Raw genomic sequence first — 25,598 nt, 5'->3', positions numbered from 1 at the left:
TTTGTGATATGAAAAGAGTGATTGTTAGCGGAGGAGGTACCGGAGGACATATCTTTCCGGCGTTGTCGATTGCGAATGCATTGAAGCGGTTGCAACCGGATATCGAGATTTTGTTTGTCGGGGCCGAGGGGAAGATGGAGATGGAAAAAGTGCCTGAAGCGGGTTATCGCATCGAAGGATTACCGGTGAGGGGACTAAAACGTAAACTGACTCTGGAAAATGTGAAAGTATTGTATAATCTTTGGAAGAGTCTGCGTAAAGCCAGAAAGATTATCCGGGAGTTTAAACCCGATGCTGTGGTGGGAGTCGGTGGATATGCCAGTGGGCCGATCGGACGGGTAGCTGCAGAAGCAGGTATTCCTTTGATTTTGCAGGAACAGAATTCCTATGCAGGGGTGACGAATAAACTACTGGCGAAAAAAGCTTGTAAGATTTGTGTGGCTTATGAAGGGATGGAGCGTTTTTTTGAAAAAAAGAAAATTATCTTTACCGGTAACCCGGTGCGGAAAGATCTGTTACAGGCCCGGGAAATCAGGGCTGAAGGAATAGAATTCTATGGACTGGATGCCTCGAAGAAGACGATATTGGTGACCGGAGGAAGCTTGGGTGCCGGCACATTGAATAAAGCGGTGATGCGTTGTTTAAAGGATATAGGGCAGTGGCAAGAGGTACAGGTATTGTGGCAGTGTGGTAGTTATTATTATGAGGATCTGAAAAAACAGCTGGACGGTAAATTACCGGAAAATGTAAAATTACTGGCTTTCCTGAAGCGGATGGATTTGGCTTATGCTGCTGCGGATATTGTCGTTGCCCGTGCCGGAGCAGGGACAATATCCGAACTTTGCTTATTGGAAAAAGCGGCGGTATTGATTCCTTCGCCTAATGTGGCAGAAGATCATCAGACAAAGAATGCTATGGCGCTGGTCGATAAAGGGGCTGCTGTCATGATCAGGGATACGGAAGCTGAAGAACGGTTGGAACAGGTGCTCACCGGTTTGCTATCGGATGAAAAACAACGGAAAGAGCTGGAAAAGCATATAGCGAAATTGGCTATCCGGGATTCGGATGAGCAGATTGCGAGAGAAATATTGAAGGTGATCGGCTAAGTGTTTGAAAATAGTATGGTTGAGTTAGAACAGACGATAAAAAACGTTTATTTCCTGGGTATCGGAGGAATAGGTATGAGTGCTTTGGCCCGTTATTTTAAGGCTAAAGGGTACAAAGTGGCCGGTTATGACCGGACTCTTTCGGCATTGACTCAAAAAATGCAGGCTGAAGAAGAAATCCGGATTAATTATATCGATGAAGAGGAAGAGATTCCGGCTGAATTCCGGGATAAAACGACGACGTTGGTGGTATATACTCCGGCGATACCCGGGGATAACCGGCAACGGGCTTATTTCGTAGGGGCGGGTTTCGATTTGCATAAACGGGCGGAGGTCCTGGGTATGATTTCCCGGAAAGGAAAGGCGATCTGTGTAGCCGGTACACATGGGAAAACGACGGTATCTACGCTGACTGCCTTTTTGTTAAAAAATTCAACCGTAGGATGTAATGCTTTTTTGGGCGGAATAGCGGCGAATTTTGGAACTAATCTATTGCTGGATCGTAATTCTTCGTATATCGTTATCGAAGCAGATGAATTCGACCGTTCGTTTTTACATCTGAGTCCGGAAATAGCGGTAATCACGGCAATGGATGAAGATCATTTGGATATCTATGAGAATAAAGCCAATCTGTTGGAGGCTTTCGAAGCATTTGCCGGACAAGTGAACCCACAGGGCGGGAGACTGTTTCTGAAAAAAGGATTGCAGTTGAAGCAGACGCAGGTAACCGGTTATTACGGCGTAGAGGTGAAAGCCGATTGTTATGCCGATGGGTTGAGGATCGAACAGGGACGTTATGTATTCGATTATCATGGGCGTGGGGTAGATATCGAAGGATTGATACTGGGAATACCGGGGCGGTTGAATGTTGAAAATGCAACGGCAGCCATCACGTTGGCTTTGGAAGCCGGAGTACAGCCTGAGGAAATCCGCAGGGCACTGCCTGACTTTAAGGGAGTAGCCCGGCGTTTTAATATACAAGTGTATACTGAAAAGACCATTTATATCGACGATTACGCTCATCATCCGCGGGAGATCGAGGCTACGCTGCGTTCTGTCCGGGAAATGTGGCCCGATCGGCCGGTGACGGTGGTTTTTCAGCCTCATTTATATACCCGGACCCGGGATTTTCAGGAGGATTTCGCCCGGAGCCTGAGTTTGGCCGACCGGGTGGTTTTACTGGAGATTTATCCGGCCAGGGAACGACCTATTCCGGGAATTACTGCGGAAGTGATCCGGAAAAGGCTTACTGTTCCGGGTAATATTGTGACAAAAGAGGAACTGTTACAACATATTATACCTGATTTTCAGGGAGGTATACTGGTGACGATGGGAGCAGGGGATATCGATCGGTTGGTGGGAGAGATTGGGGAGAAGGTAAAAAGGTAGAAAGTAAAAAGTTAAAGGCTATATGCTATAAGCTATAAAGGCGGGAAGAATGAAAAAAACATTGCCTTACATATTATCTGTCAGTTTGTTTGTATACCTGATAATTGTGTTTACCTTTGCATCGGCAAAATTGAGGGAGGTAAAATGTGAGGGTTTGCAGGTTGTCGTTGACGGTACCGAAGAAAATGCGTTTATCGACGAGACGGAAGTGTTGGGGATTATTAAACGCGGATATGGTGATATCGAGGGATGCAATATAGTCAGTGTCGATAAAGACAGTTTGGAGCATATTCTGGTCAGAAATTCGGTGATTAAGTCGGCTCAGGTTTACTACACTTTGGACGGTTATTTTCATGTAGAAATCACACAACGAAAGCCTGTACTGAGAATTATGTCAGGTGAAGGTTATTATGTGGATGAAGATGGTAAAATCATGCCGTTGTCCCGGAAATATACGTCGCGCGTAGTCGTGGCTACCGGAAATATATCCAGAAAGTTTGCTTGTAATGGTTTATACCCTTTTATAATGACTTTACGGAATGATGAGTTCTGGGATGCTTTGGTGGAACAGATCGTTGTCGAAAAAGGAAATGAAGTTGTACTGATCCCGAAAGTCGGGAATTTCAGGATTGTATTAGGGACTTTGGACGATATGAACGAGAAATTGGAAAATTTACGTCTTTTCCTTCGGGAAGGTATAGTTTTAAAGGGATGGAACGTATATAAAGAAATAAATCTGAAGTTTAAGAATCAGATAGTATGTGTTAAAAGATAATATAGCAGATTATGGGTTGGACTGCATCTTTGGATATGGGATCTGAAAAAATGGTTATGGCGCTGGCTTCGGGAGAAGGGAGCGTTTGCCATTTGAAAGGAATAAAGATTATGGCCTCACAAGGCATCGAACATGGCGTAATCAAGGATAAGGAGAAGGTGAGAATGTGTATTCGTAGCCTGATGTCGGAGCTGATGAAAGACCGGGAAATCGAGGTGATGAATGTGGCCTTGTCGGGAGCTGTTTTGCGGATCGTCGAACGAAGAATAGTCGTACCTATACAAAAGAAAGTCGTTGAACAAAGTGATTTATTCCGGGCAGAACAACGTTGCATAGACGCTTATGGCGGAGGACAGGATGAAGTGGTGGATATCCTGCCGGTAGGTTATGCGATCGACCGCGGGGAAATGATCGCCGATCCGCTGGGTAGAAGCGGACGGAATCTGGAGGTGACCTATCAGGTATATCTGGCCGATTATGATTATTTGGCCGATATTCAGGGACTGTTCGAGGGAAGCGGGATTCAGGAGATAGAGTTTTATCCGGCGGTTCGTGCTTATGCTGAAGCACTGGATGTAGAACGGGCTGAACGTGACTTTGCTTTGGTGGATCTGGGAGCGATGGGAGTGAACGTCGTCCTTTTCCGTGATGGAATGTTGGAATATGAAGCGCATTTGCCGATCGGGGTACGGACGATAGATACCGATACGATGGCTGCTTTTGCCTTGAGTTTCGGACAAGCCCGTAAGTTGAAACACGAATACGGACAGGCCTTAAGGTCGATCTGTAAAAATAAAAAATTGCCGATACCGGATACCCGCTTAACGTTGGAAAGCCGGGATTTGGCTACGGTTATACAAAGTCGGTGCGAAGAATTGCTGGAGGGTGTGATTTTCCAGTTGCAGCAATGGGGATTCGATGATGTCGAAGATCCGGTATTGTTGACAGGAGGAGGCAGTCGGTTGCAGGATGTAGATGAATTGTTGCGGCGGATGTCCGGACATCCTGTAGAAAGTGCTGCGGCACGTCGGATTCAGGCCCCCCGGGAAGAAGTGTTGCGGACACCTGAGTATCTGGTGGCTCTGGGACTGTTGCTTTGTGCCCGGCAAGAACCGAAGGAGACCCCTAATGGTATCGGAGAAAAGATTGTCAGAAGAATCGGTAAGATCTTCGGTATTTAGGCTCCGGAATGTTTAACTTTTATTTTTCAAGTTATGGAAATTGAAGACGACCTGATTTCATTGAAATTACCTGATGCAACTCAAGAAGAATCGATCATTAAGGTGATCGGTGTCGGCGGAGGTGGAAGTAATGCCGTAAACCATATGTTCCGGCAGGGAATTCATGGGGTTGAATTTGTCGTTTGTAATACGGATATACAAGCTTTGCGCCAGAGCCGGGTAAAAAACCGGATCCAGTTGGGGAAGGAGCTGACAGAAGGACGCGGGGCTGGTTGCCAGCCCGAAAGAGGACGTCTGTCCGCTATCGAGAGTATGGATTTTATCAAAACGATTCTCGAACATAATACCCGGATGGTGTTTATTACTGCCGGAATGGGGGGAGGGACGGGTACCGGAGCCGCTCCTGAAATTGCCCGGCAGGCGAAGGAATTGGGTATTCTGACCATCGGTATCGTGACCGTGCCTTTCAGCTTCGAAGGCAAACGCAAGATCGAACAGGCGATGACCGGTATCGATGAACTGGAAGAGTATGTAGATGCTTTGCTGATTATTGCCAATGAACGGTTGCGGGAGATATACGGAGACCTGAAGTTGTCCGATGCTTTTGCTATGGCCGATAACGTCCTGACGATTGCGGCGAAGAGTATTGCCGAAATCATTACCGTAAAAGGATATGTCAATGTCGATTTTGCCGATGTCGAGAGCGTGATGCGGGATAGCGGGGTGGCTTTGATGGGAGCGGCTGAAGCGGAAGGAGAAGGCCGGGCGATGGAAGCCTTGACGAATGCTTTGATATCGCCTTTGTTGAACAGTAACGATATTCGGGGAGCTTCTAATATTCTGTTGAATATGCTTTACGGCGAAAAGGAAGTCACGATGGATGAAATCAGTCTGATCACCGATTCGTTGCGGGAGAAAGTAGGAAGAAATGTGAATGTGATTTGGGGGACCGGTAAAGACGAGACCTTGGGGGATAAACTGCGGGTAGCGGTGATCGCTACCGGATTTAACAATAACCGGGGAAGAGCTACTGCTGCAACAGAGCAGAAAATAGAAACGGCAACTACGACATCGGCTAAAAAGCCCTATTTTAAGGTGGAGCCCTTGCCCGACGATCTGGAGATGAAGGTTATGAATCCGGCCGAACTGGAGGAAGAAGCCCGTTTGCGCCGTCAGAAACAGGAAGAAGAACGGGCGAGAAAACAGAAACGGGAATCTAACCGACGGGTAGACCGTTTTGAGCGGAGCCAGCGGGGAGTCAATGAAGTGCCCGATACGAACGGATGGCTCAAACGAAAGATCGGTACGCTTTTTAGTGATGAAGAATAAACAAATAAACGAATAATACCATGGTCGACGGATTTATAAATTTTAATCTGAACGAGAAAACGCCTACCATTATCAAGGTGATCGGTGTCGGTGGCGGAGGTGGAAATGCTGTGGAATATATGTACGAGAAAGGGATCTGTGATGTCGATTTTGTCATTTGTAATACAGATTATCAGGCGCTCCGCAACAGTCCGATTCCTTGTAAAATTCAGTTGGGGAAAGAGTTGACCGCAGGACATGGAGCAGGTAATAATCCTGCCATGGGAGAGAAGTCGGCTCAGGAGAGTCTGGCCGATATAGAAGCTATTCTGAAGAAGGATACCCGGATGGCCTTTATCACGGCTGCTATGGGAGGAGGTACCGGTACGGGGGCTGCCCCGGTGATTGCCAAGTTGTCTAAGGACATGGGGATTCTGACGGTTGGGATCGTTTCGGTGCCGGCGCGTTTCGAAGGTCCGAAACGTTTGGATCAGGCCCGTGACGGATTGCGTCGCTTAAAAGATCATGTGGATTGTCTGATCGTTATCGATAATGAAAAAATCAAATCGATCTATGGATCGCAAACTATATCGCAAGCTTTTGCAAAAGCCAACGATGTACTGAATATCGCTGCTAAAGGTATTGCTGAGATTATTACCCTTCCGGGATATATCAATGTCGATTTTGCCGATGTCAGGACGGTGATGACGGATAGTGGGGTGGCTATTATGGGAGCTGCCCAGGCTAGCGGTGAGGACCGGGCGATCCGGGCAATCACAGAGGCTTTGGAAAGTCCGCTGCTGAATAATAACGATATTTTAGGAGCGAAAGATATTTTACTGAATATTACTTCCGGAACAGATGAGATTACCATGGACGAAATGTCTCAGATTACTTCCCATATTATTCGTAAAGTGGGAAATAATGCCGCTGTGATCTGGGGTGTGGGTACCGATCCCGATTTGGGGGATGCCGTCTCTGTGACGATCATTGCTACCGGTTTCCCTACCGGAGATATCGAGTTGTTCGGAGAAGAGAATACTTGTGCCGGATATGCTAAACAACCGGAATGCCTGAAAGAGGAAGAAGTACGGGTGAAACCCGGATTGACCGAAGAACAGGTGAGGGAATTAGAGACGGTACCTGCATTCGAACGGAGGGACTTGAGGGTGAGTTGAGGCTAAAAGCTAAAGGCTAGAAAGCTAAAGGCTAAAAGCTAAAGACGGGAGAGGCACAAAAAGTAAAAGGTAAAAGGTAAAAAGTAAAAGGGGGGAAAGATAGGGGGAGGAAGAGAGAAATGGGGAAGAGGAGAAAGTGCAACAATGGAGTTGCCAAGTAACGCAGCAAGATGCTGCATTAAAAAAAAGAATGGAAAAATTTAAAGAATTAGGTTTAGAAGGAGAAATTCTAAAAGGAATTGAAGATTTAGGGTTCGAGGTTCCTAGTCCTGTACAGGAAAAAGTAATTCCCGTGATTTTAGGGGAAGAAAATGATTTGGTGGCCTTGGCTCAGACCGGGACCGGTAAAACAGCGGCTTTCGGTTTGCCCTTATTGCAAAAGCTGGACACTTCATTGAATGCAATTCAGGTGCTGATTCTGAGTCCTACCCGCGAGTTGTGTATGCAGATCGGTAAGGACTTGCAGAATTATGCGAAATACCGGAGTGATATCCGGGTGGCATGTGTATATGGGGGGGCGGATATCCGCAAGCAAATCAGGGAATTGGATAGGGGTGTACACGTATTGGTGGCTACTCCGGGCCGTCTCTGTGATTTAATCAAGCGGGAAGCGGTGAAAATCGAACAGGTTCGGGCAGTCGTACTCGATGAAGCCGACGAGATGTTGAATATGGGTTTTAAGGAGGATCTGAATTTTATTTTGGATGAAACTCCTGCAGAAAGAAATACCTATCTGTTTTCAGCGACTATGCCTCGTGAGGTGGAACGTATCGCTAAGAATTATCTCCGTAATCCTCAGGAAATTTCTACCGGAAAGAAAAATCAGGGTGCAGATACAGTGACGCACGAATATTATCAGGTGCTGGCCAGGGATTGTTATGAGACTCTTCATCGGGTGATCGACTGCGCTCCGGATATGTATGCGATTATTTTCACCCGGACGAAAATGGATGCCCGGGAAATTGCCCGGAAGTTACAGAAAGACGGGATCGATTGTGATGCCCTGCACGGTGACTTGAGTCAGGCACAACGGGATGATGTGATGGACCGTTTCCGGGCTAAACGGCTGAAAGTGCTGGTGGCTACCGATGTGGCTGCCCGGGGATTGGATGTGGACAATCTGACTCATGTAATCAATTATAATTTGCCCGAAGATGTGGAAAGTTACACCCATCGTAGCGGTCGCACCGGCCGGGCCGGACGTGAGGGGATTTCGGTGGCTATTATCAATTCGAAAGAAAAAGGAAAATTGCGCCGGATCGAGAATATCCTGAAGAAAAAATTCCAGTATAAGGAAGTGCCCGGAGGTGAAGAAGTGTGTCGGGCTCAGCTGTCGTATTATGCCGACAAGATCCTGATGACAGAACCGAAAGAGACTCTGGATAAATACCGGCACGAGTTGTTCGAGAAATTCGAGGAGTTGTCTAAAGAAGAGTTGATCCAGAAGATGATGTCCTATGAATTCGGAAAATTACTGAAAAAATATGCTTCGGTTGCCGATTTGAATCTTTCGGATGAAGAGCGGCACGATGGAGGACGGAGAGAAAAACGGCGTGGAGAACGGAAAAATGAAGAGAGTGTGACTTTTACGACTTTCTCTGTGAATGTCGGTAAAGAGGACGGGTTCACTCCACGTGATCTGATGACTATTATCAATGAGAATGCCCCGCGGAAAGGATTGGAAATCGGGAGTATCCGCATTTTCGGTAATAATACGAAATTTGAAGTCGATGTGCGTGGAATCAACGGGTTTATGTCTTGTTTCCGGAATGTCAGTTTCAACGGTCTGCCCTTTACGCTTTCCGAGGTAAAGGATCGTTATAACCGTTCGGACCGGGGCGGAGAACGCCGGAGTTCTACTGCCAACAATAAATGGCGTTCGGCAAACCGCCGGAGTGACGGAAGTAGCCGTGGACGCTTCGGAGAAAAGAAAAAAGGTATCGAAAGCGGAGGTCGTTCCCGCAAGAAAAGATAAGACGATAAACGACGGATGAAATAGAACAAAAGATAAAACAGATGAAACGGTGATAACGGTTGAGTCTGTTTTATTTTTATAATGAAGCTGTTTTTCAATGGAAGTATTACTATATTTTTTGACAGGAGCCGGAATAGGTGGTTTACTGACTTATCTTTCGACCCGTATCGGGAGAAAAGGAATGGAGGTCAATCTTCGGATATTGCAGGAAAAAGCGAAAGCATGGGAAGAGAAGGAACAACGATGGCAGGAAGAAAAAATGGCCTTGATCCGCGATAATGAACGGTTGAAGGAGAATTTGCGGCAGACGGAAGAAAAATGGAGGGGGCAAAAAGAGGAGATTTTGCAAATAGCGGCTTTACAGAAAGAACAGTTTCAAAATCTGGCAAACGATATCCTGGAGGATAAATCCCGGCGTTTTACGGAAGCGAACCGGGAAAATATAGAGCGTATACTGAGCCCTTTGAATAAAGATATTCAGGAGTTCCGTAAAAAAGTGGAAGAAAGCTATTCGAAAGAAACGGTCGAGCGGACCGTACTGGAACGAAAGATCGCAGAATTGGTGCAGCTGAATAATCGGATCCGGGAGGATGCCGTCAATTTAACCAATGCTTTGAAAGGAAATACGAAAACTCAGGGTGATTGGGGGGAAATGATTCTCGAACGAATTCTTGAAAATTCGGGATTGACGAAAGGAAGGGAGTATTTCATTCAGGAAACGTTGAAAGATGAAAGCGATAGGGTGATCCGGACGGAGAACGGGAACACGATGCGGCCGGATGTGATTGTGGTGTATCCTGATAACCGGAAGGTGATTATCGATTCTAAAGTTTCGTTGACCGCCTACGTCGATTATTGTAATGCAGAGACCGAAACGGAACGGGAAGTTGCCTTGAAGGCCCATTTGTTGTCGGTAAGGAAACACATAGACGAATTGTCTGCCAGGAATTATTGCGATTGGTGTGACGGTGCCCTGGATTTTGTGATGTTGTTTATTCCCAACGAATCTTCTTATGTGTTGGCTATGCAATCGGAACCTACCCTTTGGCATGAAGCTTATCGGAAAAGGGTATTGTTGTTGAGTCCTTCCAATCTGATCGTATCTTTGAAACTCACTGCCGATTTATGGAGCCGGGAATACCAAAACCGCCATGCTCAGGAAATCGCTGAACGGGGAGCTAAGCTCTACGATAAATGTGTGGCTTTTCTGGAAAGCCTGACCGCTATCGGCGACAACATCCGGCGTACAGAAGAAAGTTACAGGCAAGCATTAAACCGCTTAAAAGAAGGTAACGGAAACCTGATCTCCCAAACCCTGAAACTAAAAGAATTGGGGGTGAAATCCCGCAGAGGAGACAAAGAAATCCCTGAAGAACTAATTAGGTGATTCTGATTTTTCTTGTTTTGTTTCCTGTTTTTCTCATTCTCCGTTTTATATTTTATCTTTGTAAAATAATCCCAAATGGAATGGAATATGGATATAGTAAAAGCAGAATTTGTCGTCAGTAATGCAACAGTGGAGAAATGTCCGAAGCCGGACCGGCATGAATATGCTTTTATCGGGCGGTCGAATGTCGGAAAATCATCGTTGATCAATATGCTGACGAACAATAAAAAATTGGCTAAGACGGCTGCACGGCCCGGGAAGACCCAATTGATCAATCACTTTCTGATCAACGATATGTGGTATATGGTGGATTTGCCCGGATATGGATATGCCCGTACTTCCGAAACCGCCCGCCGGCAATTTGAAAAAATGATTCGGGATTATATTCTCAAACGGGAGAATTTGGTCTGCCTTTTTGTCTTGATAGACAGTAGACTGGAACCGCAGAAAATCGATTTGGAATTTATGGAATGGCTGGGTGAGAATGGGGTTCCCTTTGTGATGATTTTCACGAAAGCGGATAAACTCTCTGCCACACAACGCTTGAAATGTATCGACGACTATCATAAGGTGATGCTGGAAACCTGGGAGACGACACCTATGGCTTTTATGACTTCTTCTGAAAAGCGATTGGGACGGGAAGAGGTGCTGGATTATATCGATGAATTGAACCGTACCGTAAAATTGTAGGATTGAATAGTTTATAAAGTACATAAACTTTAAATGACAAAAGAGCAACTTTAAGAACTGATTATATTTTAGAATATGGAGACGAACGTTGTGCTTGCTGTCTTGTTTTGGGGATGTTTGCTCCTGGGGATGCCGGAGGGCCGGGGACAGGAGGCTGAGTGGCGTAAAGGGACTTATCCTGACGGGACATTACGTTATGAAGGGTATTTCAGAGCAGGAAAGCCTGCCGGAGAAATGAAACGGTATTATCCTGACGGTAAGTTGCAGGCGCGGATGGTGTATCGCGGGGATACGGTCGAGGCTGTGTTGTACAGCCGGAAAAGCGATTGTAGCATGCGGGGAAAATATGTCGGCCGGAAGAAGCAGGGGATCTGGGAATATTTTAAGAACGATTGTCTTTTGATGAAGGAGGAATATCGTGATCAGGTATTGAATGGGAAGACGGTCCGTTTTTTCAGTACGGGTAATCCCGCTGAGGAAAAAGGTTGGGTGAACGGTAAACCGGAAGGGGAGTGGAAATTGTATTATGATAACGGACAGTTGCGGATGATCGCCGGTTTGAAAGCCGGAAAATTGGATGGGGAAGTGAAGACTTATAGTTATCAGGGGATATTACGTTCGGAAGGCCGGTACCGGAATGACCGGAAAGAGGGAACCTGGGTATTTTTCGATGATTCGGGGGTAGAGGTAAAACGTAAAAACTACCGCGCCGGTATTTCGGATACGGCAGAGGAAGATGAGCTGGAAGAAAGCCGGCAGTTGGATGTTTTGTTGTCGACGGTAAAAAAGATTCCCGATCCGGCTGTTTTTGCCGATGATCCGGAGGGGTATATGAAATTAACCGGGATGGAATGATGGAGGCGATCAGTCTATATGAATTGAACAACCGGATCAAGCAGACTTTGAAGGCTAGCTTTGCCGATTCGGTTTGGATTACGGCCGAGATTACAGAGGTACAGCTGAATCGTTCCGGTCATTGTTATTTGCAATTGGCGGACAAGAGGGAACAGGAAGACAGTATTGTAGCCACTGCCCGGGGGACGATCTGGGCGTTTACCTTTCGTACGTTGCGTCCTTATTTCGAGACGACAACCGGACGGCAGTTGGAGAAAGGGATGAAAGTCCTGTTGAATGTCGAGGTCGTTTTTCATGAATTATACGGTTATTCGTTGAATATCCGGGATATCGACCCGACTTATACCATCGGGGATCTGGAACGGAAAAAGAGAGAAATCCTGGCTCAGCTCGAGGCCGATGGGGTAATCGATATGAACCGGGAACTGGAATTCCCGGTATTGCCTAAAACGATCGCAGTCATTTCTTCACCTACGGCTGCAGGATTGGGAGATTTTATGAATCAGCTGCAGACCAATCCGTACGGGTATCGTTTTCAGGTCAAACTCTTTCCGGCGATTATGCAGGGGGATAAAACGACCGATTCGGTGATTGCCGCTTTGGAACGGATTTATGAATATGAATCGGTATTCGATGTGGTGGTCATTATCCGGGGAGGTGGTTCGCAGACCGATCTGGGTTGTTTCGATTCTTATGAGATGGCTGCTAATATTGCGCAGTTTCCCTTGCCTGTGATTGCCGGAATCGGTCACGAGAGAGACGAAACAATCGTCGACCGTGTTGCACATATGCGGGTGAAGACTCCTACGGCTGCTGCCGCTTTTTTGATCGGGACTTTCCGGGAGCAGGATGGGCAGTTGGAGACCTGGAAAAATGATTTTATCGTAGGAGTGCAGGAATTGCTCCACAACGAACAAAACAGACAGGTGGTAAGGATATCCGATTTTAAACGTTCGGTGCAAGTGGTGTTGACAGGGAATCGAACAAACCTGAAATTGCTGTCCCAACGTTTGGACCATGCTTCTGAAAATTATATCCGGAACCGGCAGGTATATTTCGATCGTTTGAAAATGAAAATAACCGGCCGGATAGATGTCTTGGCCGATCGTCAGCGAAATCGCCTGGAAAATTTCGGAAAGGCCTTACAACAACAAACCGGTCGGATATTTGCAGATCAACACCGTCGTCTGGAATTGGCTGCAACGACGATCAAATACGTAGATCCTAAAAATGTGCTGGAAAGAGGTTATTCGATCACCCGTTTGAATGGAAAAGCAGTCAGAAAAGCTGCGGTTTTACAAGCCGGAGAGATCGTGGAAACCGAATTAGCTCATGGTAAAATCCAATGTCAAATCCTTAACAACTCAGCAACTCAGTAACTCAGCAACTCAGTAACTCAGTAACTCAGCAACTCAAAAACTTTTATAACCCTATGGAAGAAAATAAATTAACCTATAAAGAGGCTATGGCCGAAATCGAGGATATCGTGACTAAACTGGAAAATAATCAACTGGATGTCGATGAATTGAGCGGCAAGGTAAAGCGGGTATCGGAATTGATTGCTTTTTGTAAATCCAAACTGCACGAGACCGAGGAAGAGGTAGAGAAGATTTTGAAGACGATAGAAGATTGATGATGAGATATTGGGGAGTTGTATTTTGTTTTTGTCTTTGGGGGTGGGGCGTGCAAGGACAGCCGGAGGTGGCTTTAAAGCAATTACTGGAAACGCCGGGATTGAATCACGCTGCTATCGGTATATCGGTGAAAAAAGTCGGAGATGGAACGACGGTATTGACTCATCAGGCAGGAATGGCTTTGACTCCGGCCTCCGTGACGAAATTACTGCCTACTGTATTTGCTTTACAGGAAAGAGGGAAAGATTTTCGTTTTAAAACCCGGGTCGGATATACCGGAAAGATACAAGATGGTACTTTAACCGGAGATTTGATTCTTGTGGCAGCGGGTGATCCGACGCTCGAGTCCCGTTATTTCCCCAATCATTCTCTTTTGAGTCCGATCGTCACTGCGTTGGAAAAAGCAGGAATACAACGAATAGACGGAAGTATCCGGGTCGAGGGAGCATTACCGGGAGTGAATATTCCGGGATCGTGGACTTGGGAAGATGTTTCGAATTACTATGCAGCTTTGTATCTGCCCTTCAATTACCGGGATAATACCTGTTTTTATCATTTTCAGACAGGAGTCGCAGGCACTCCGGCTAAGTTAAAAGAGATTGTCCCTGCTTTGCCGGGAGTGAAAATAGTGAATGAGGTAACGGCTGCTGTCGGAAACCGGGATGATGCCTGGGTGTTCGGAGGACCCTATAGTGAAGTTTTATGTATTCGGGGGACTCTTCCACAAAACCGGACGCTCTTTAAAGTGAAAGGTGCGATACATCGTCCGGCTGAAGTATTTGTAGCCGAATTGACCGATATACTGAAAGCCAGAGGAATTACCGTTGCGAAGAAAAAAATCGAAGAACAACCCCGTACGGAATGGTTGACCCTGACTTCTCCTGAATTGGGGGAAATCGTATTCCATACCAACAAAGCCAGTGTCAATTTGTTTGCCGAAGCCTTAGGGTGCCTGGTAGCTCCGGCGGATTGGCCGGAAAAGGTCGGAATGTTACTCAAAGAGGCTGGGATACCGGCGGAAGGAATGATCTTAAAAGATGCCTGTGGGTTGTCGCCGATGGATGCTGTGCCGGCTTCTGTTTTTACCGACCTGTTGGTTTATGCAGACAAAGTGGTAGGGGAGACATTGGGCCGTTCATTGCCGGTGGCAGGAAAAGACGGTGGTTTAAGTGGTTATTGTATCGGAGCGACAGCATTGAAAGGACGGATGCAGGCTAAAACCGGGTCGATGTCCGGGGTACGTTGTCTGGCAGGTTACCTGACTACTACGGGGAATGAACGAATGGCCTTTACCGTTCTCATCAACCATTATACCTGTACTGCTTCACAATTACAAAAAGCGGTCGGAAAATTCTTGCAAAGTCTGCTGAGCTATTGATATTCCGATCCCCTCCCGTGATTTGTTTATCTTCGGAAAGAAAGGGTGAAAACACTTCCTGCACCGGTTTGTGATTTGACGGTGATATTGCCTTTATGGAGGGTCATGATTTGTTTACACAGGCTGAGACCGATACCCGAGCCTCCGGATTTGGTTGTGAAAAAAGGAACGAAGATTTTATCCAAAGCTTCAGGGACGATGCCCGGTCCGTTGTCCTCGACGTGGATGGTGATCTGAGTGGTGTCGGATTGGGTGGTGATGCGGATCAGGGGAGCCGGTATATCCCGGCAGGCTTCTTCGGCATTTCGGATGAGATTGAGGAGTACCTGTTCGATCTGGGTACGGTCGGCTTGGATTTGCAGACGGGGATCGTGACAAATAAATTCACAGGGAATAACAGAGGTCGCATGGAGTTTCCGAAGACCGGTGAATAATTCTTCCAGCGAGAGCGGGACTAATTCGGGAGCCGGGATACGGGTAAGTTTCCGGTAATTTTGTACAAATTCGAGTAATCCTTTACTACGCCGGTGGATCGCTTCTAAAGCCTGGAGCATGACCGGTGAGGTCGCATCTTCGGTCGTTGTCCGGGCAACCCGTTCCGTCAGGGTTTCGGATAGAGAAATGATGGGGGCCAGGGAGTTCATGATTTCATGGGTCAGCACCCGGATCAGTTTTTGCCAGGCTTCGATTTCATTGTTTTCCAGTACCGAATGAATGTTTTTCAGGCTGATCAATAATAATTCTTTGCCCTGTATTCTGAAAATGACCGGATTCAGAGCGATTTCACGGACACGCCCGGATTGTTCCAGACGCAGAATATGAGTTTCTCCGGGGATAAGCCGCAGCAATAGGTCGGGTAAGTCAGGGGTAATCGCTGCCAGTTCTGAAAGTTGGCGAAGGCTGGTCAGGCCGAATTCCCGAAGCACGGTTTTATTATACCATTCGATGGTTCCGTTCCGGTTGAGGACCAATATGCCCGAATCGATGGTACTCAACAAGGTATTATAATATAGGTGTTGTTCTTCGAGGGTGTACATTTTTTCCCGGAATTGCTTTAAAGCTTGTTCCATCGCCTGCGTTAACCGAGGGTCTGCCTGTTTTTTACTCCCCGGACGGAAAGATAACGAAAAATCTGAAAAACGGATAGCCGTAATGAGCCGCATGACCATTTCGGTCAACTTTTGTTGCTGCTTGTCGATATGGAGGATAAACAGGAGAATGACGAAAAAAGTAAAGAGCGAACAAAACCAAAGCGATTTCATCAATAGGATTCCCAACAAAACAGAAAGGAAGACCAACGATCCGCTTTGTAAGAGTAAGATCAGACGGGAGTTTTGGAAAGATTTCATCAGATTTCGTATTTTTCCAGTTTACGGTAAAGGGCAAAACGGGTGATGCCCAGCATTTCGGCAGCCCGGCTGATATTACCTTCACATTTTTTCATCGCTTTCTCTATCGCTTTTTGTTCCAATTCCATCAGGTTTAAGGTTTCCAGGTCACCGGTAGTACTACTATATGGGGGACGTAACATAAAATTGTCCGGTTCTAACAGCTTGCCCGGGGCCAGGATAACGGCCCGTTCGACAGCATGCTGTAATTCCCTTACATTGCCCGGCCAATTGTATTGGAGCAATTTTTGTTGGGTGTCTCGTGTAAAGCCTGTGATTTCTTTTTTGTATTTATAGCAATAGCGGTTGAGAAAATGCCGGGCCAGGAGTAAAATATCCTTTCCCCGTTCCCGGAGGGGAGGAATCGGGATTTCGATGGTATTGATGCGGTAAAGAAGGTCCTGGCGGAATTTTCCTGTAGTGACCATATTGTGGATATCGGCATTGGTGGCACAGATCAAACGGATATCGATGTTTTTAGGCTGAGTAGAACCTAAACGGGTGATTTGACGTTTCTCGATCGCTGTCAATAGCCGGGCTTGCATGGGAAGCGAGAGATTTCCGATTTCGTCCAGAAACAGGGTTCCCCCCGAGGCGGTTTCCATACGTCCTGCTTTGTCTTTCCGGGCATCGGTGAAAGCTCCTTTTTCGTAACCGAAAAGCTCGCTTTCGAATAAGGTTTCCGGGATTGCCCCCAGGTCGATCGGGACAAAAGGAGCTCCGTTGCGGGGAGAGTTTTGGTAAATGGCTCTGGCTATCAGGTCTTTCCCCGTACCGTTTTCACCCAATAGAAGAATGTTGGCGTCGGTACCCGAGATCTTTTTGATGGTGTGAATTACTTCCAGTATGGCCGGCGATTCACCGATGATTTCTACTCCTTCGTCCGGAGCGGAAAGGGCTGTCAGCTGCTCTTTCAAAGCCACTACTTCGGTCCGGGTTTGGCGGAGACGGATAGCCGAGGAAATGGTGGCCAGCAGTTTTTCGGTTTCCCAGGGTTTAGGAATAAAATCGATCGCGCCGGCACGAATAGCTTTCACGGCTTTCTCGGTGTCGGCGTATGCGGTGATAAACAACACGACGGCTTGCGGGTCTTTTTGTAAAATTTTTTCCAGCCATAGAAAGCCTTCTTGTCCACTGCTGGCATCCCGGCTGAAATTCATGTCCAGTAAGATAATGTCCGGGTTGAAATTGTCCATAAAATATTCTATACGCGCAGGAGAAGTGGTGACCTTTATTTTTTCCACATAAGGCTCTAATAATAGATTCAAAGCAAAAAGCACATCTTCATTATCGTCTACAATCAGAATTTTTCCATCCATGGTTTTAGGATTGAACAGGTGTTGTTATTCATTTCAAACAAATGTAGGAATAATATTTACAGCTTGTATGTGCGGATTCGAACATTTTTTGTGCGGATATGCACATCTATTTTATCGCTTTTGTTTTGTAAGTTATTGATTATTATATTATTTTGATTGTGGCACGTTGTTTGCCTCCCTGATTTGTAAAAAGAAACCTATGAACCTGAAATTATGCTATATCACAGGATGGTCATTACTGGTAGCTACCGGGCTTTCGGCCCAGAATAGGGGCGATCTTGCGGTTAAAGTAGCCCGGGATAGCGGTCAGGTGATCGAATTGACTTTGCAGGAGGCTGTCGACATGGCCCGTACAAATTCACCCTCGGCAGTATCTGCCCGTCACACTTTCCGTTCGGCTTATTGGAGTTATCGTTCTTTTCGGGCGAATTATCTGCCTTCATTGACGCTTTCGTCTAATCCCGATCTGACACGAACGATTAGTAAAGTCACCTTGGGGGATGGTTCGGAGAAATACGTCAGTCAGAATATGTTGACGGTAGACGGTGAATTGTCGATTTCCCAAAATGTCTCCCTGACCGGAGGTAGTTTTTTTGTACAGAGTTCGTTACAACGGATGAAATTATTCGATTCCAATTCGGTATCCTTCCGTTCTTCCCCGATTATTATCGGTTATAGCCAATCCTTGTTCGGATACAATAGCCTGAGATGGGACCGCCGGATCGAACCGGTACGTTATCGGGAGGCGAAAAAGGCCTATGTGGAATCGCTCGAGCTGGTATCTGCTGAAACGGTGAATAAATTTTTCGCTTTGGCACAGGCTCAGAGTAATTACGATATGGCCCGGTTCAATTACAATAATGCGGATACTCTGTATAAATTCGGTAAAGGCAGGTATGAGATCGGACGGATCACAGAAAACGAACTTTTACAGTTGGAAATCAATCGGTTGAACGAATCGACCAACGTGATGGATGCTTCCATTGAAATGGACAACTGCCGTCAGGCTTTGTGTGTGTATTTGGGTCTGGATAAAAATGTTATTCTGAAAGTCCGGGTAAATGTCGAAGTTCCCCGGATCCGGGTGAATCCGGAGCAAGCCTACGAATTATTCAACCGTAATAGTCCCGATATAGATGATCTCGAACGGCAATTATTAGAAAGTAAGAGTGGTGTGGCACAGGCCAGGGCGAATGCCGGATTGAAGGCCGATCTGTATGTGCAGTGCGGATTGTCACAGACGGGGACCACTTTTAACCAGGCCTATACAAATCCCAACGATCAGCAACAGGTTCGTGTCGGGATTTCCTTACCGATCCTCGACTGGGGCCGTGGACGCGGACGGGTGAAAGTGGCGAAATCCAGGGAAGAATTGGTGAAAATACAGGTGGAACAACAACGGAACAACCTGGAAATGAATGTCCGTAAATTGGTATTACAATTCAACTTGCAGGCCGAACGGGTACAGATTGCTATGAAAACCGACCAGACAGCCCGCCGCCGTCATGAGGTGGCCCGTAAACTGTACTTACTGGGAAAATCCACTATTCTCGACTTGAATGCATCGGTCACCGAGAAAGACAGTGCCAGCCGTAATTTCCTTTATGCTTTGAGTAATTACTGGAATTTGTATTATATGCTCCGGAGTATGACGCTCTATGACTTTGCCCGCCATTCGGAGATCAGTGTAGATTATAAAAAACTTGAAAATTAAATAGTATGGACCGGATTCTTGAAAAAAAACCTTTTATCATCCGCTATCGGAACTATCTGATTGCCGGTGTCGTTTTTCTCGCCTTTTTGATTTACGTGGTCGTAAATTCGATGGGAGGACGCAAGCTTCGTACAGAGGCCGATAAACTGTCGGTCGAAACGGTGAGACAAGATAAATTCCTGGAGTATGTGGATGCCGAAGGGATTGTACAACCGATCCTGACGTTGAAAGTAAATACCCGTGAAGGGGGAAGTGTCGATAAGATCATCGGCGAAGAAGGGGTGATGCTGGAAAAAGGAGATACTATCCTGATACTGACCAATCCGGAACTGATCCGTTCTATCGACGACCAAAGGGATGATTTGGATAAACAAATTACTGCATTCCGCGAGAAAGCGATCGAGATGGAACAAAAAAGCCTGAATTTGAAACAACAGGTATTACAGGCCGCTTATGAATTGGAGCGCCTCGAAAAAAGCTATGTTTTGGATCAGGAAGAATATAAGATGGGAGTGAAAAGCAAGGCGCAGCTCGAAGTTGCCCGGGATGAGTACGAATATAAAAAGAAAAGTACGGCTTTACAACTCGAGGGATTACAGCACGATTCTACCGTGACGGTGATCCGGAAAGAATTGATGCAAGGCGATCTCGAACGCGAAAAGAAAAAATTTGCCCGGGCCTGTGAACGTCTGGATAAATTGGTGGTCAGAGCTCCCGTGAAGGGACAACTGAGCTTTGTCAAAGTGACCCCGGGACAACAGGTAGGCCCGAATGAAAGCATTGCCGAGATCAAAGTGCTCGACCAGTTTAAAATCCACACTTCTCTAAGCGAATATTACATCGACCGGATTACTACCGGACTACCCGCCACCGTCAATTATCAGGATGAAAAATATCCGCTGAAAATTACCCGGGTGGTTCCTGAGGTGAAGGATCGTACCTTTGATGTCGATTTGGTATTTTGTGAAAAGATGCCCGATAATGTACGCATCGGGAAAAGCTACCGGGTACAGGTCGAACTGGGACAGCCCGAAGATGCCGTCGTTATTCCGAAAGGCAATTTCTTCCAGTATACGGGAGGACAATGGATCTACAAATTGGACGAATCCGGTAACAGAGCGGTGAAAGTACCCATTACGGTAGGCCGGCAGAATCCGCGTCAATATGAGATTATCGAAGGATTGAAAGCAGGGGATCGGGTGATCACCTCGGGTTACGATACTTTTGGAGATGCCGAAGAATTGATTCTCAAATGATAAAAGAGCAGGCAGGCATGTTGAGACAGGATTTGTAGATCGTCTGGCGGTGGCTCTGCAAATGGACAGGGCTGTCGGTAGCGATCCTGCAAGGGCCCTGAAAGAAGGAAAGTAGAAATTACAGAAAATTGAATAAAGAGATGAGTTGTCATGGACTGAAAATGGCATACCGGAATTTATTGAAGTACAAGTTACAATCGGTGATTTGTGTACTCGGGTTAGCCGGAGGATTATCCTGCTTTACGGTATGTAATTATATGTTGAGGAAAGAGTTGGCCTGGAATAAACAGTTACCCCATTACGGGGAGACTTATAAATTGGTCACTATCCGGGAAAATGGGGAGGTCGACGAGTTGGTCAGCCTGGATCTGGCTGAACAGTTGAAACAGGAGTTTCCTGAGATTGAAAAATCGGTATATTATGTCGGTATGTCCGGGGTCAGCGATAAATTATGTGTCGTCGGGCAGGAAAATGGGAAACAGACAGCTGCGAAGGCTTTCTTTGTGCTGACGGATAGTTCTTTTTTCGATTTTTATGATTTTCGGCTGACGGCGGGGAATGGGGAGAAATTGAAAAAGCAACCCGATGTTTTGATACTGACATCCGAAGGGGCCGATAAAATTTTCGGTACTTCGGAAGCGGTCGGAAAGAGTTTTACAGAAGTAAATGATTTTAAGAATACTGAGCGTTCCTGGACCGTGGCGGCGATGATGGAAAATTTTCCGCATCGTACGGATTTTCAGTATGGGGACGGGGTGGTCCTGAATTCCGATGTATTGCGTCAGGCCCGATACAGGGATTATGTTTTCGTATACTATCGCTTGCGGGAGGGGACTTCCTATGAATTGCTGAACCGTAAAATCGGTGTTTATATGGAGAAACATCCGGAGTGGAGGGGAAATACACCTTTGACTGTGAAAGTTTATCCTTACAAAGACTATAAGAAACTGACCGGGAAGCCTCTATTGAGTAAGGCGGGATTGATATTTTCCGGGATCGGGTTGCTGGTCTTGCTGACAGCGCTGTTCAATTTCCTGTTGTTTACGGCCGGCAGGATGTTCAACCGCAGGAAAGAACTGGGTATCCGGGAACTCCACGGAGCGACATCAGGGAGGCTGCTTCAGCTGTTTATGGTCGAAATAACCCTGACTTTGCTCATCACCGGAGTGATAGCGGCGGCCATGCTGGAACTGATTTCGATGTATTTTGCCGGGGAATGGACCTATTATATGAATTTTTCCGAGGGTGGGAGTTGGGTGATTAAAATGGGAGGTGATTTAGCCGAATACCTGATCGGAGTGTGGCTGTTGATGTTGGTTGTCGGATACGGAATTATCCGGCAGGTACGGCAAGCGACTATGTTACGTAATTTACAAGGAGGAGGGATTGCTTACCGTGCCCGTATGCAGACAGTGCTATTGGGAATCCAGCTGGTCATTTGTATGTTCCTGATCGGTCTCTCCTGGTTTATGCAGAATCAGCAAAAAGCCTTGGAAAGCCAGATGGCCGGGGGGATGACCCGGGCGGAGATGGAGCGTATTTATGCCTTTAATCTGAATGGTGAGAGTCTCGAGCCGATCCGGAAACAAATGCGCGATATGCTGGCGGCGAATCCCTATGCCGAAGAATGGTGCCGGAGTGGTACCGGATTACTCGCTCCCTGGATGATGTATCCCAAAGGCTATCGGATAGAAGGTGTGGAGGAAGAGAAAGAAGTGACGTTGAACTATAATTGTGTCGACCCGAACTATACCGATTTTATCCATGCGAAAATGGAGGAAGGGCGTTTTTTCAAGACCGGTGAACCTTATGTGATGGTCGTTAACCGGGCATTTGCCGATTGGCTGGGTGAAAATCCGATCGGAAAGTCTGTGACTATCGATGGGATGATGGGAGTGATTACTTACCGGATTATCGGTATCATGGAGAATCTTTTACCCGTAGGAAACGAACCCCGGATCATACCGGGAATTTATCTGCCTTTCCCGGAAGGTTATATCAACGAAACGCTTTATGTGAAATTCAGGCCGGGATATGTTCAGCAAGGGATACAGCCATTGAAAGATAAAGTGCAAGCTCAGTTGAGTTCGTTTACCCCTCTATATATTGAAAATCTTTGGGTAGATATGGAAGGTTATTTAAGTAAGGTGATCGAACTCGGCAGTATGATCTTTTGGCTGGCTGTTTTTTGTATACTGATCAGTGCTTTGGGTGTGTATTCGGCAATGATGCTGGCCGTGGAAAAACGAAGCCGGGAGATGGCTATCCGTAAAATCAACGGAGCTACTTTGACGGATATTGCCGGAATCTTTTGTCTGCATTATCTGAAACTCTTGATCTTTGCCGCCTGTATCGCTTTTCCGCTGATATACGGGACGATGCACCGGTGGCTGGAAGAATATAGCCACCGGATCACGTTGAGACCGGATGTGTTTGCTGCGATTTTTATTCTGATGATGATCATTATGCTGTTGACAATCGGGTCTCAATTGCTGAAAATCATCCGGGTGAATCCGACCGAGGTATTGAAAAACGATTGAAGATATTATTTTTTGTGATTGGTATGAAATTATGATTCGACACATTTTGATTGTTGCCTGGCGCAATATCTGTAAATATAAAGTATCGGCCGGAATTGCGGTAGTCGGTCTGGCGATGGGATTACTCTGTTTTGTATTGTGTAATTTTTGTGCCCGTTTGTTCTTTTCGATAGATAAGGTCTTCCCTAACTATGACCGGATGGCGGAGATACAGATCAAGGTAGGAGAAGGCGGGGAGTTGCAGGATTATTTTGCCGGGACACCGCCGACTTTGGCCGGGGATATGGAAACGGCTTTTCCGGGACAGATCGAGTGTTGTACGGCAGTATCCTATGGGGGACAAATGAATGTAACCTTCGAACGCGGAGAGAAAAAACCTTTGGTCTGTATGCTTTATACGATCGAGGTCGACAGCAACTTTCAGAAGGTTTTCTCGGTGCAACTGACCGAAGGAAATTGGAGGCAGTTGTTCCGGCAAAAGAATGCTGTAGTATTGAGCCGGTCTGCTGCACGTCGGATTTTTGGAAAACAAAATCCGGTCGGTAAGGTATTCCATCCGAATAAATTGACAAGAAGGTCCGAAAGAAATTATACTCCGGAAGAATTGGCCGCTATCGATTATGTGGTGTCGGGAGTGATGGAGGATTTGCCGGTGAATGCCAGTTATAGTCTCCTGAATCGGATTGATGCCCTGTTGATTAACGATCAGCAGGGCCGATTTGCCGGGTATGTACCGGGAGAGGGAACCGGATGTACGACGTTTGCTTTGCTATATCCCGGAGTGAAAAAAGAAACGGTGAATCAAAGGATCGATCCCGAAAAAAATAAGGTTTTTGTCTCGGGAATGGAAGGAAGACCGCAGTTATTGTCACCCGGAAAGAACAGTACGGAATATTATCATGATCTCGGCTATGGGTATTTATGCATCGGATTATTGATCCTGTTGGTGGCGGTACTGAATTTTTTTATTTTCATCAGCGGTAATTTTCTGAATCGACAAAAGGAATACAATATCCGCCGGGCTATCGGGAGTAGCTGTCGACAGGTATTGGGGTTGTTGTTTGCCGAAACGATGATCATGCTTATGGCTGTCGGGATTATCGTGGCTTGTTTGCTCGAATTACTATACGATAGGTTGGATTTTAGTCTGACGAGGCAGGTGATCGTTTTTGAGCCGGCTATGCTGTACCGCCATTTGTTACAATATCTGGGGGGCTGTGTCGTCCTGTTTCTGGGAGTTTGCTGGGGGATTTCCCATCGGCTGAATCGTCAGAGCATACAGACCGGTATAGGAACCTCCCTGAAAATAAGAAAAAACAGATTACGGAATTGGATGTTGGGTATGCAATTGGTGATTTGTTTCCTGTTTTTTACCGGCGGACTGGCCGTTTATTTACAATCGGAAATGAATATGAAGAATATTTTTCCTTTTCTCGATAAACAGGAGAGGGAGCATATCCTCGAAGTTAATCTCACCTATCCGCAGTTGCAGGGATTGGAAACGGCTTATATCGCCCGTTTCGGAGAGATTGCCGGTGTCACCGATGTCTTGCCGATGGATAAGGATTTGTTCGGCGGATACTTTTCGACGACGACGGTTCGGCTGGGGGAAGGGCAGTACCGGGAATTCTGTGAGGTGCGGACCGGACCGAATTTTGCTTCTTTCTTTCATATTCCCGTACTTGCCGGCGAAATGTTTAAGTATCCGGGGCAAAGGGTGGCTGACCGGATTATCGACGGCATATACGGAGGAAAGGTCATCACCGATGGATTTGAAGATATCGATGGGAAAAAAATAAATATCTGTGGGGTGGTGGAAGCTATTCCTCAGATTTATGCAGAAAGTCATACGTGGGCACGTTTATGGATGTTGAGTGAACATCCCAGGTGGTGTTATCTTAAAGTACTTCCCGGCTCCAAAGCGAAGGTCATGGAGACGGTGCAACGTATGCTGGCCGAAGAAGTGCCGGAAAGTCTGGACAACCGGATTTTTACACTGGAAGAATTGGTGCAGAAAGAAAATCACTCCCAGGAACAGATGAAATCGATGTTGCTGTTTTTCACGCTGGTGTGTCTGTCGATTACTGTTCTGGGGATTTATTCGGCGATCAGTATCGATACCGAAAGGCGACGAAAGGAAATCGCTATCCGTAAAATCAACGGAGCATCGGCTTATGTGATAGTACGTCTCTTTGCCCGGTTATACCTGAGGTTATTAGTGGCGGCGATGGTGCTTACTTTCCCTTTTCTGAACTGGATCATGCATTTGTGGCTTCAGGGGTTTACCCTGCATTTCGGTCACGGTCCGGCCTTTTGGATTTTTATAGTCTTTGTGATGGTAACGGTGGTGGCTTTGACCATTGCCTGGAAAATACGCGCGATCATCCGGGTGAATCCGGTGGAGGCACTGAGGGATGAATAAGAGGTAAAAGGCCGGGAGGCTATAGGCTAAGGGCTGAAACAGAAAGGAGAAGGCTGAAGTGACTTGACAAACTCCTCTGAAAGAAGATAATATCGTCTTTCAG

General features: G+C 46.4%; 19 protein-coding genes. 17 read left to right on the top strand and 2 right to left on the bottom strand.

Annotated elements, in window-relative coordinates; genetic code table 11:
• The first annotated feature begins 8 nt into the window (after positions 1-8).
• The 13 genes from murG (at position 9) to dacB (ending at position 14,856) form a co-directional block, all read left to right on the top strand.
• Positions 9-1,106, top strand: a complete 1,098-nt coding sequence (murG, locus tag ODOSP_RS06680; protein WP_013611605.1) for an undecaprenyldiphospho-muramoylpentapeptide beta-N-acetylglucosaminyltransferase — start codon at positions 9-11, stop codon at positions 1,104-1,106.
• Between the two features lie 15 nt (positions 1,107-1,121).
• The gene (gene murC / locus ODOSP_RS06675; RefSeq protein ID WP_013611604.1) at positions 1,122-2,495 is read left to right on the top strand and encodes a UDP-N-acetylmuramate--L-alanine ligase; all 1,374 of its coding nucleotides are present in this window, start codon (positions 1,122-1,124) and stop codon (positions 2,493-2,495) included.
• A 49-nt stretch (positions 2,496-2,544) separates the two neighbouring features.
• Positions 2,545-3,270 carry a cell division protein FtsQ/DivIB gene (locus ODOSP_RS06670; RefSeq protein ID WP_013611603.1) on the top strand — a complete coding sequence of 242 codons (726 nt, stop codon included), beginning with the start codon at positions 2,545-2,547 and terminating at the stop codon, positions 3,268-3,270.
• Between the two features lie 11 nt (positions 3,271-3,281).
• Positions 3,282-4,451, top strand: a complete 1,170-nt coding sequence (locus tag ODOSP_RS06665; RefSeq protein ID WP_013611602.1) for a cell division FtsA domain-containing protein — start codon at positions 3,282-3,284, stop codon at positions 4,449-4,451.
• A 33-nt stretch (positions 4,452-4,484) separates the two neighbouring features.
• The gene (gene ftsZ, locus ODOSP_RS06660) at positions 4,485-5,780 is read left to right on the top strand and encodes a cell division protein FtsZ (RefSeq protein ID WP_013611601.1); all 1,296 of its coding nucleotides are present in this window, start codon (positions 4,485-4,487) and stop codon (positions 5,778-5,780) included.
• A 20-nt stretch (positions 5,781-5,800) separates the two neighbouring features.
• The gene (ftsZ, locus tag ODOSP_RS06655; protein WP_013611600.1) at positions 5,801-6,937 is read left to right on the top strand and encodes a cell division protein FtsZ; all 1,137 of its coding nucleotides are present in this window, start codon (positions 5,801-5,803) and stop codon (positions 6,935-6,937) included.
• Positions 6,938-7,127: 190 nt separating this feature from the next.
• Entirely contained in the window at positions 7,128-8,912 is a 1,785-nt protein-coding gene (locus ODOSP_RS06650; protein ID WP_013611599.1) for a DEAD/DEAH box helicase, read from the top strand.
• A gap of 97 nt (positions 8,913-9,009) precedes the next feature.
• Complete coding sequence (locus ODOSP_RS06645; RefSeq protein WP_013611598.1) at positions 9,010-10,299, top strand: DNA recombination protein RmuC; 1,290 nt, start codon at positions 9,010-9,012, stop codon at positions 10,297-10,299.
• An 87-nt stretch (positions 10,300-10,386) separates the two neighbouring features.
• Positions 10,387-10,989, top strand: a complete 603-nt coding sequence (gene yihA / locus ODOSP_RS06640) for a ribosome biogenesis GTP-binding protein YihA/YsxC (protein WP_041557235.1) — start codon at positions 10,387-10,389, stop codon at positions 10,987-10,989.
• 75 nt (positions 10,990-11,064) lie between these two features.
• On the top strand, positions 11,065-11,844 hold the full coding sequence (locus ODOSP_RS06635) for a toxin-antitoxin system YwqK family antitoxin (protein WP_013611596.1): 780 nt from the start codon (positions 11,065-11,067) through the stop codon (positions 11,842-11,844).
• The gene (xseA, locus tag ODOSP_RS06630) at positions 11,841-13,223 is read left to right on the top strand and encodes an exodeoxyribonuclease VII large subunit (RefSeq protein WP_013611595.1); all 1,383 of its coding nucleotides are present in this window, start codon (positions 11,841-11,843) and stop codon (positions 13,221-13,223) included. The genes ODOSP_RS06635 and xseA overlap by 4 nt, the downstream gene beginning before the upstream one ends.
• Positions 13,224-13,276: 53 nt before the next feature.
• On the top strand, positions 13,277-13,477 hold the full coding sequence (xseB, locus tag ODOSP_RS06625) for an exodeoxyribonuclease VII small subunit (RefSeq protein ID WP_013611594.1): 201 nt from the start codon (positions 13,277-13,279) through the stop codon (positions 13,475-13,477).
• Positions 13,477-14,856, top strand: coding sequence for a D-alanyl-D-alanine carboxypeptidase/D-alanyl-D-alanine endopeptidase (dacB, locus tag ODOSP_RS06620; RefSeq protein WP_013611593.1), 1,380 nt, complete (start codon positions 13,477-13,479; stop codon positions 14,854-14,856). Before xseB ends, dacB begins: the two co-directional genes overlap by 1 nt.
• A 26-nt stretch (positions 14,857-14,882) precedes the next feature.
• Here the strand turns inward: dacB and ODOSP_RS06615 are convergent, their stop codons facing one another.
• Both ODOSP_RS06615 and ODOSP_RS06610 read right to left on the bottom strand, forming a co-directional pair.
• Positions 14,883-16,205, bottom strand: coding sequence for a sensor histidine kinase (locus ODOSP_RS06615; RefSeq protein ID WP_013611592.1), 1,323 nt, complete (start codon positions 16,203-16,205; stop codon positions 14,883-14,885).
• Complete coding sequence (locus tag ODOSP_RS06610; protein WP_013611591.1) at positions 16,205-17,563, bottom strand: sigma-54-dependent transcriptional regulator; 1,359 nt, start codon at positions 17,561-17,563, stop codon at positions 16,205-16,207. The genes ODOSP_RS06615 and ODOSP_RS06610 overlap by 1 nt, the downstream gene beginning before the upstream one ends.
• A gap of 199 nt (positions 17,564-17,762) precedes the next feature.
• Between ODOSP_RS06610 and ODOSP_RS06605 the strand changes: the two genes are divergently transcribed.
• The 4 genes from ODOSP_RS06605 to ODOSP_RS06590 all read left to right on the top strand — a co-directional run bounded on the left by ODOSP_RS06605 (position 17,763) and on the right by ODOSP_RS06590 (position 25,495).
• Entirely contained in the window at positions 17,763-19,277 is a 1,515-nt protein-coding gene (locus ODOSP_RS06605) for a TolC family protein (protein ID WP_013611590.1), read from the top strand.
• A 5-nt stretch (positions 19,278-19,282) separates the two neighbouring features.
• On the top strand, positions 19,283-20,533 hold the full coding sequence (locus tag ODOSP_RS06600; RefSeq protein ID WP_013611589.1) for an efflux RND transporter periplasmic adaptor subunit: 1,251 nt from the start codon (positions 19,283-19,285) through the stop codon (positions 20,531-20,533).
• A 128-nt stretch (positions 20,534-20,661) separates the two neighbouring features.
• Positions 20,662-23,073, top strand: a complete 2,412-nt coding sequence (locus tag ODOSP_RS06595) for an ABC transporter permease (protein WP_148233354.1) — start codon at positions 20,662-20,664, stop codon at positions 23,071-23,073.
• Positions 23,074-23,104: 31 nt separating this feature from the next.
• On the top strand, positions 23,105-25,495 hold the full coding sequence (locus tag ODOSP_RS06590) for an ABC transporter permease (RefSeq protein WP_013611587.1): 2,391 nt from the start codon (positions 23,105-23,107) through the stop codon (positions 25,493-25,495).
• The last annotated feature ends 103 nt before the right edge of the window (positions 25,496-25,598 follow it).

This window comes from Odoribacter splanchnicus DSM 20712 (genome assembly GCF_000190535.1).
Lineage (GTDB): Bacteria > Bacteroidota > Bacteroidia > Bacteroidales > Marinifilaceae > Odoribacter > Odoribacter splanchnicus.
Note: the sequence above shows the minus strand (reverse complement) of the source record. Positions and strands in the feature narration are given on the sequence as shown.

Coding starts and splice junctions, on each gene's coding strand:
- murG (WP_013611605.1), top strand. CDS start 9: ATGAAAAGAGTGATTGTTAGCGGAGGAGGTACCGGAGGACATATCTTT.
- murC (WP_013611604.1), top strand. CDS start 1,122: ATGGTTGAGTTAGAACAGACGATAAAAAACGTTTATTTCCTGGGTATC.
- ODOSP_RS06670 (WP_013611603.1), top strand. CDS start 2,545: ATGAAAAAAACATTGCCTTACATATTATCTGTCAGTTTGTTTGTATAC.
- ODOSP_RS06665 (WP_013611602.1), top strand. CDS start 3,282: ATGGGTTGGACTGCATCTTTGGATATGGGATCTGAAAAAATGGTTATG.
- ftsZ (WP_013611601.1), top strand. CDS start 4,485: ATGGAAATTGAAGACGACCTGATTTCATTGAAATTACCTGATGCAACT.
- ftsZ (WP_013611600.1), top strand. CDS start 5,801: ATGGTCGACGGATTTATAAATTTTAATCTGAACGAGAAAACGCCTACC.
- ODOSP_RS06650 (WP_013611599.1), top strand. CDS start 7,128: ATGGAAAAATTTAAAGAATTAGGTTTAGAAGGAGAAATTCTAAAAGGA.
- ODOSP_RS06645 (WP_013611598.1), top strand. CDS start 9,010: ATGGAAGTATTACTATATTTTTTGACAGGAGCCGGAATAGGTGGTTTA.
- yihA (WP_041557235.1), top strand. CDS start 10,387: ATGGATATAGTAAAAGCAGAATTTGTCGTCAGTAATGCAACAGTGGAG.
- ODOSP_RS06635 (WP_013611596.1), top strand. CDS start 11,065: ATGGAGACGAACGTTGTGCTTGCTGTCTTGTTTTGGGGATGTTTGCTC.
- xseA (WP_013611595.1), top strand. CDS start 11,841: ATGATGGAGGCGATCAGTCTATATGAATTGAACAACCGGATCAAGCAG.
- xseB (WP_013611594.1), top strand. CDS start 13,277: ATGGAAGAAAATAAATTAACCTATAAAGAGGCTATGGCCGAAATCGAG.
- dacB (WP_013611593.1), top strand. CDS start 13,477: ATGATGAGATATTGGGGAGTTGTATTTTGTTTTTGTCTTTGGGGGTGG.
- ODOSP_RS06615 (WP_013611592.1), bottom strand. CDS start 16,205: ATGAAATCTTTCCAAAACTCCCGTCTGATCTTACTCTTACAAAGCGGA.
- ODOSP_RS06610 (WP_013611591.1), bottom strand. CDS start 17,563: ATGGATGGAAAAATTCTGATTGTAGACGATAATGAAGATGTGCTTTTT.
- ODOSP_RS06605 (WP_013611590.1), top strand. CDS start 17,763: ATGAACCTGAAATTATGCTATATCACAGGATGGTCATTACTGGTAGCT.
- ODOSP_RS06600 (WP_013611589.1), top strand. CDS start 19,283: ATGGACCGGATTCTTGAAAAAAAACCTTTTATCATCCGCTATCGGAAC.
- ODOSP_RS06590 (WP_013611587.1), top strand. CDS start 23,105: ATGATTCGACACATTTTGATTGTTGCCTGGCGCAATATCTGTAAATAT.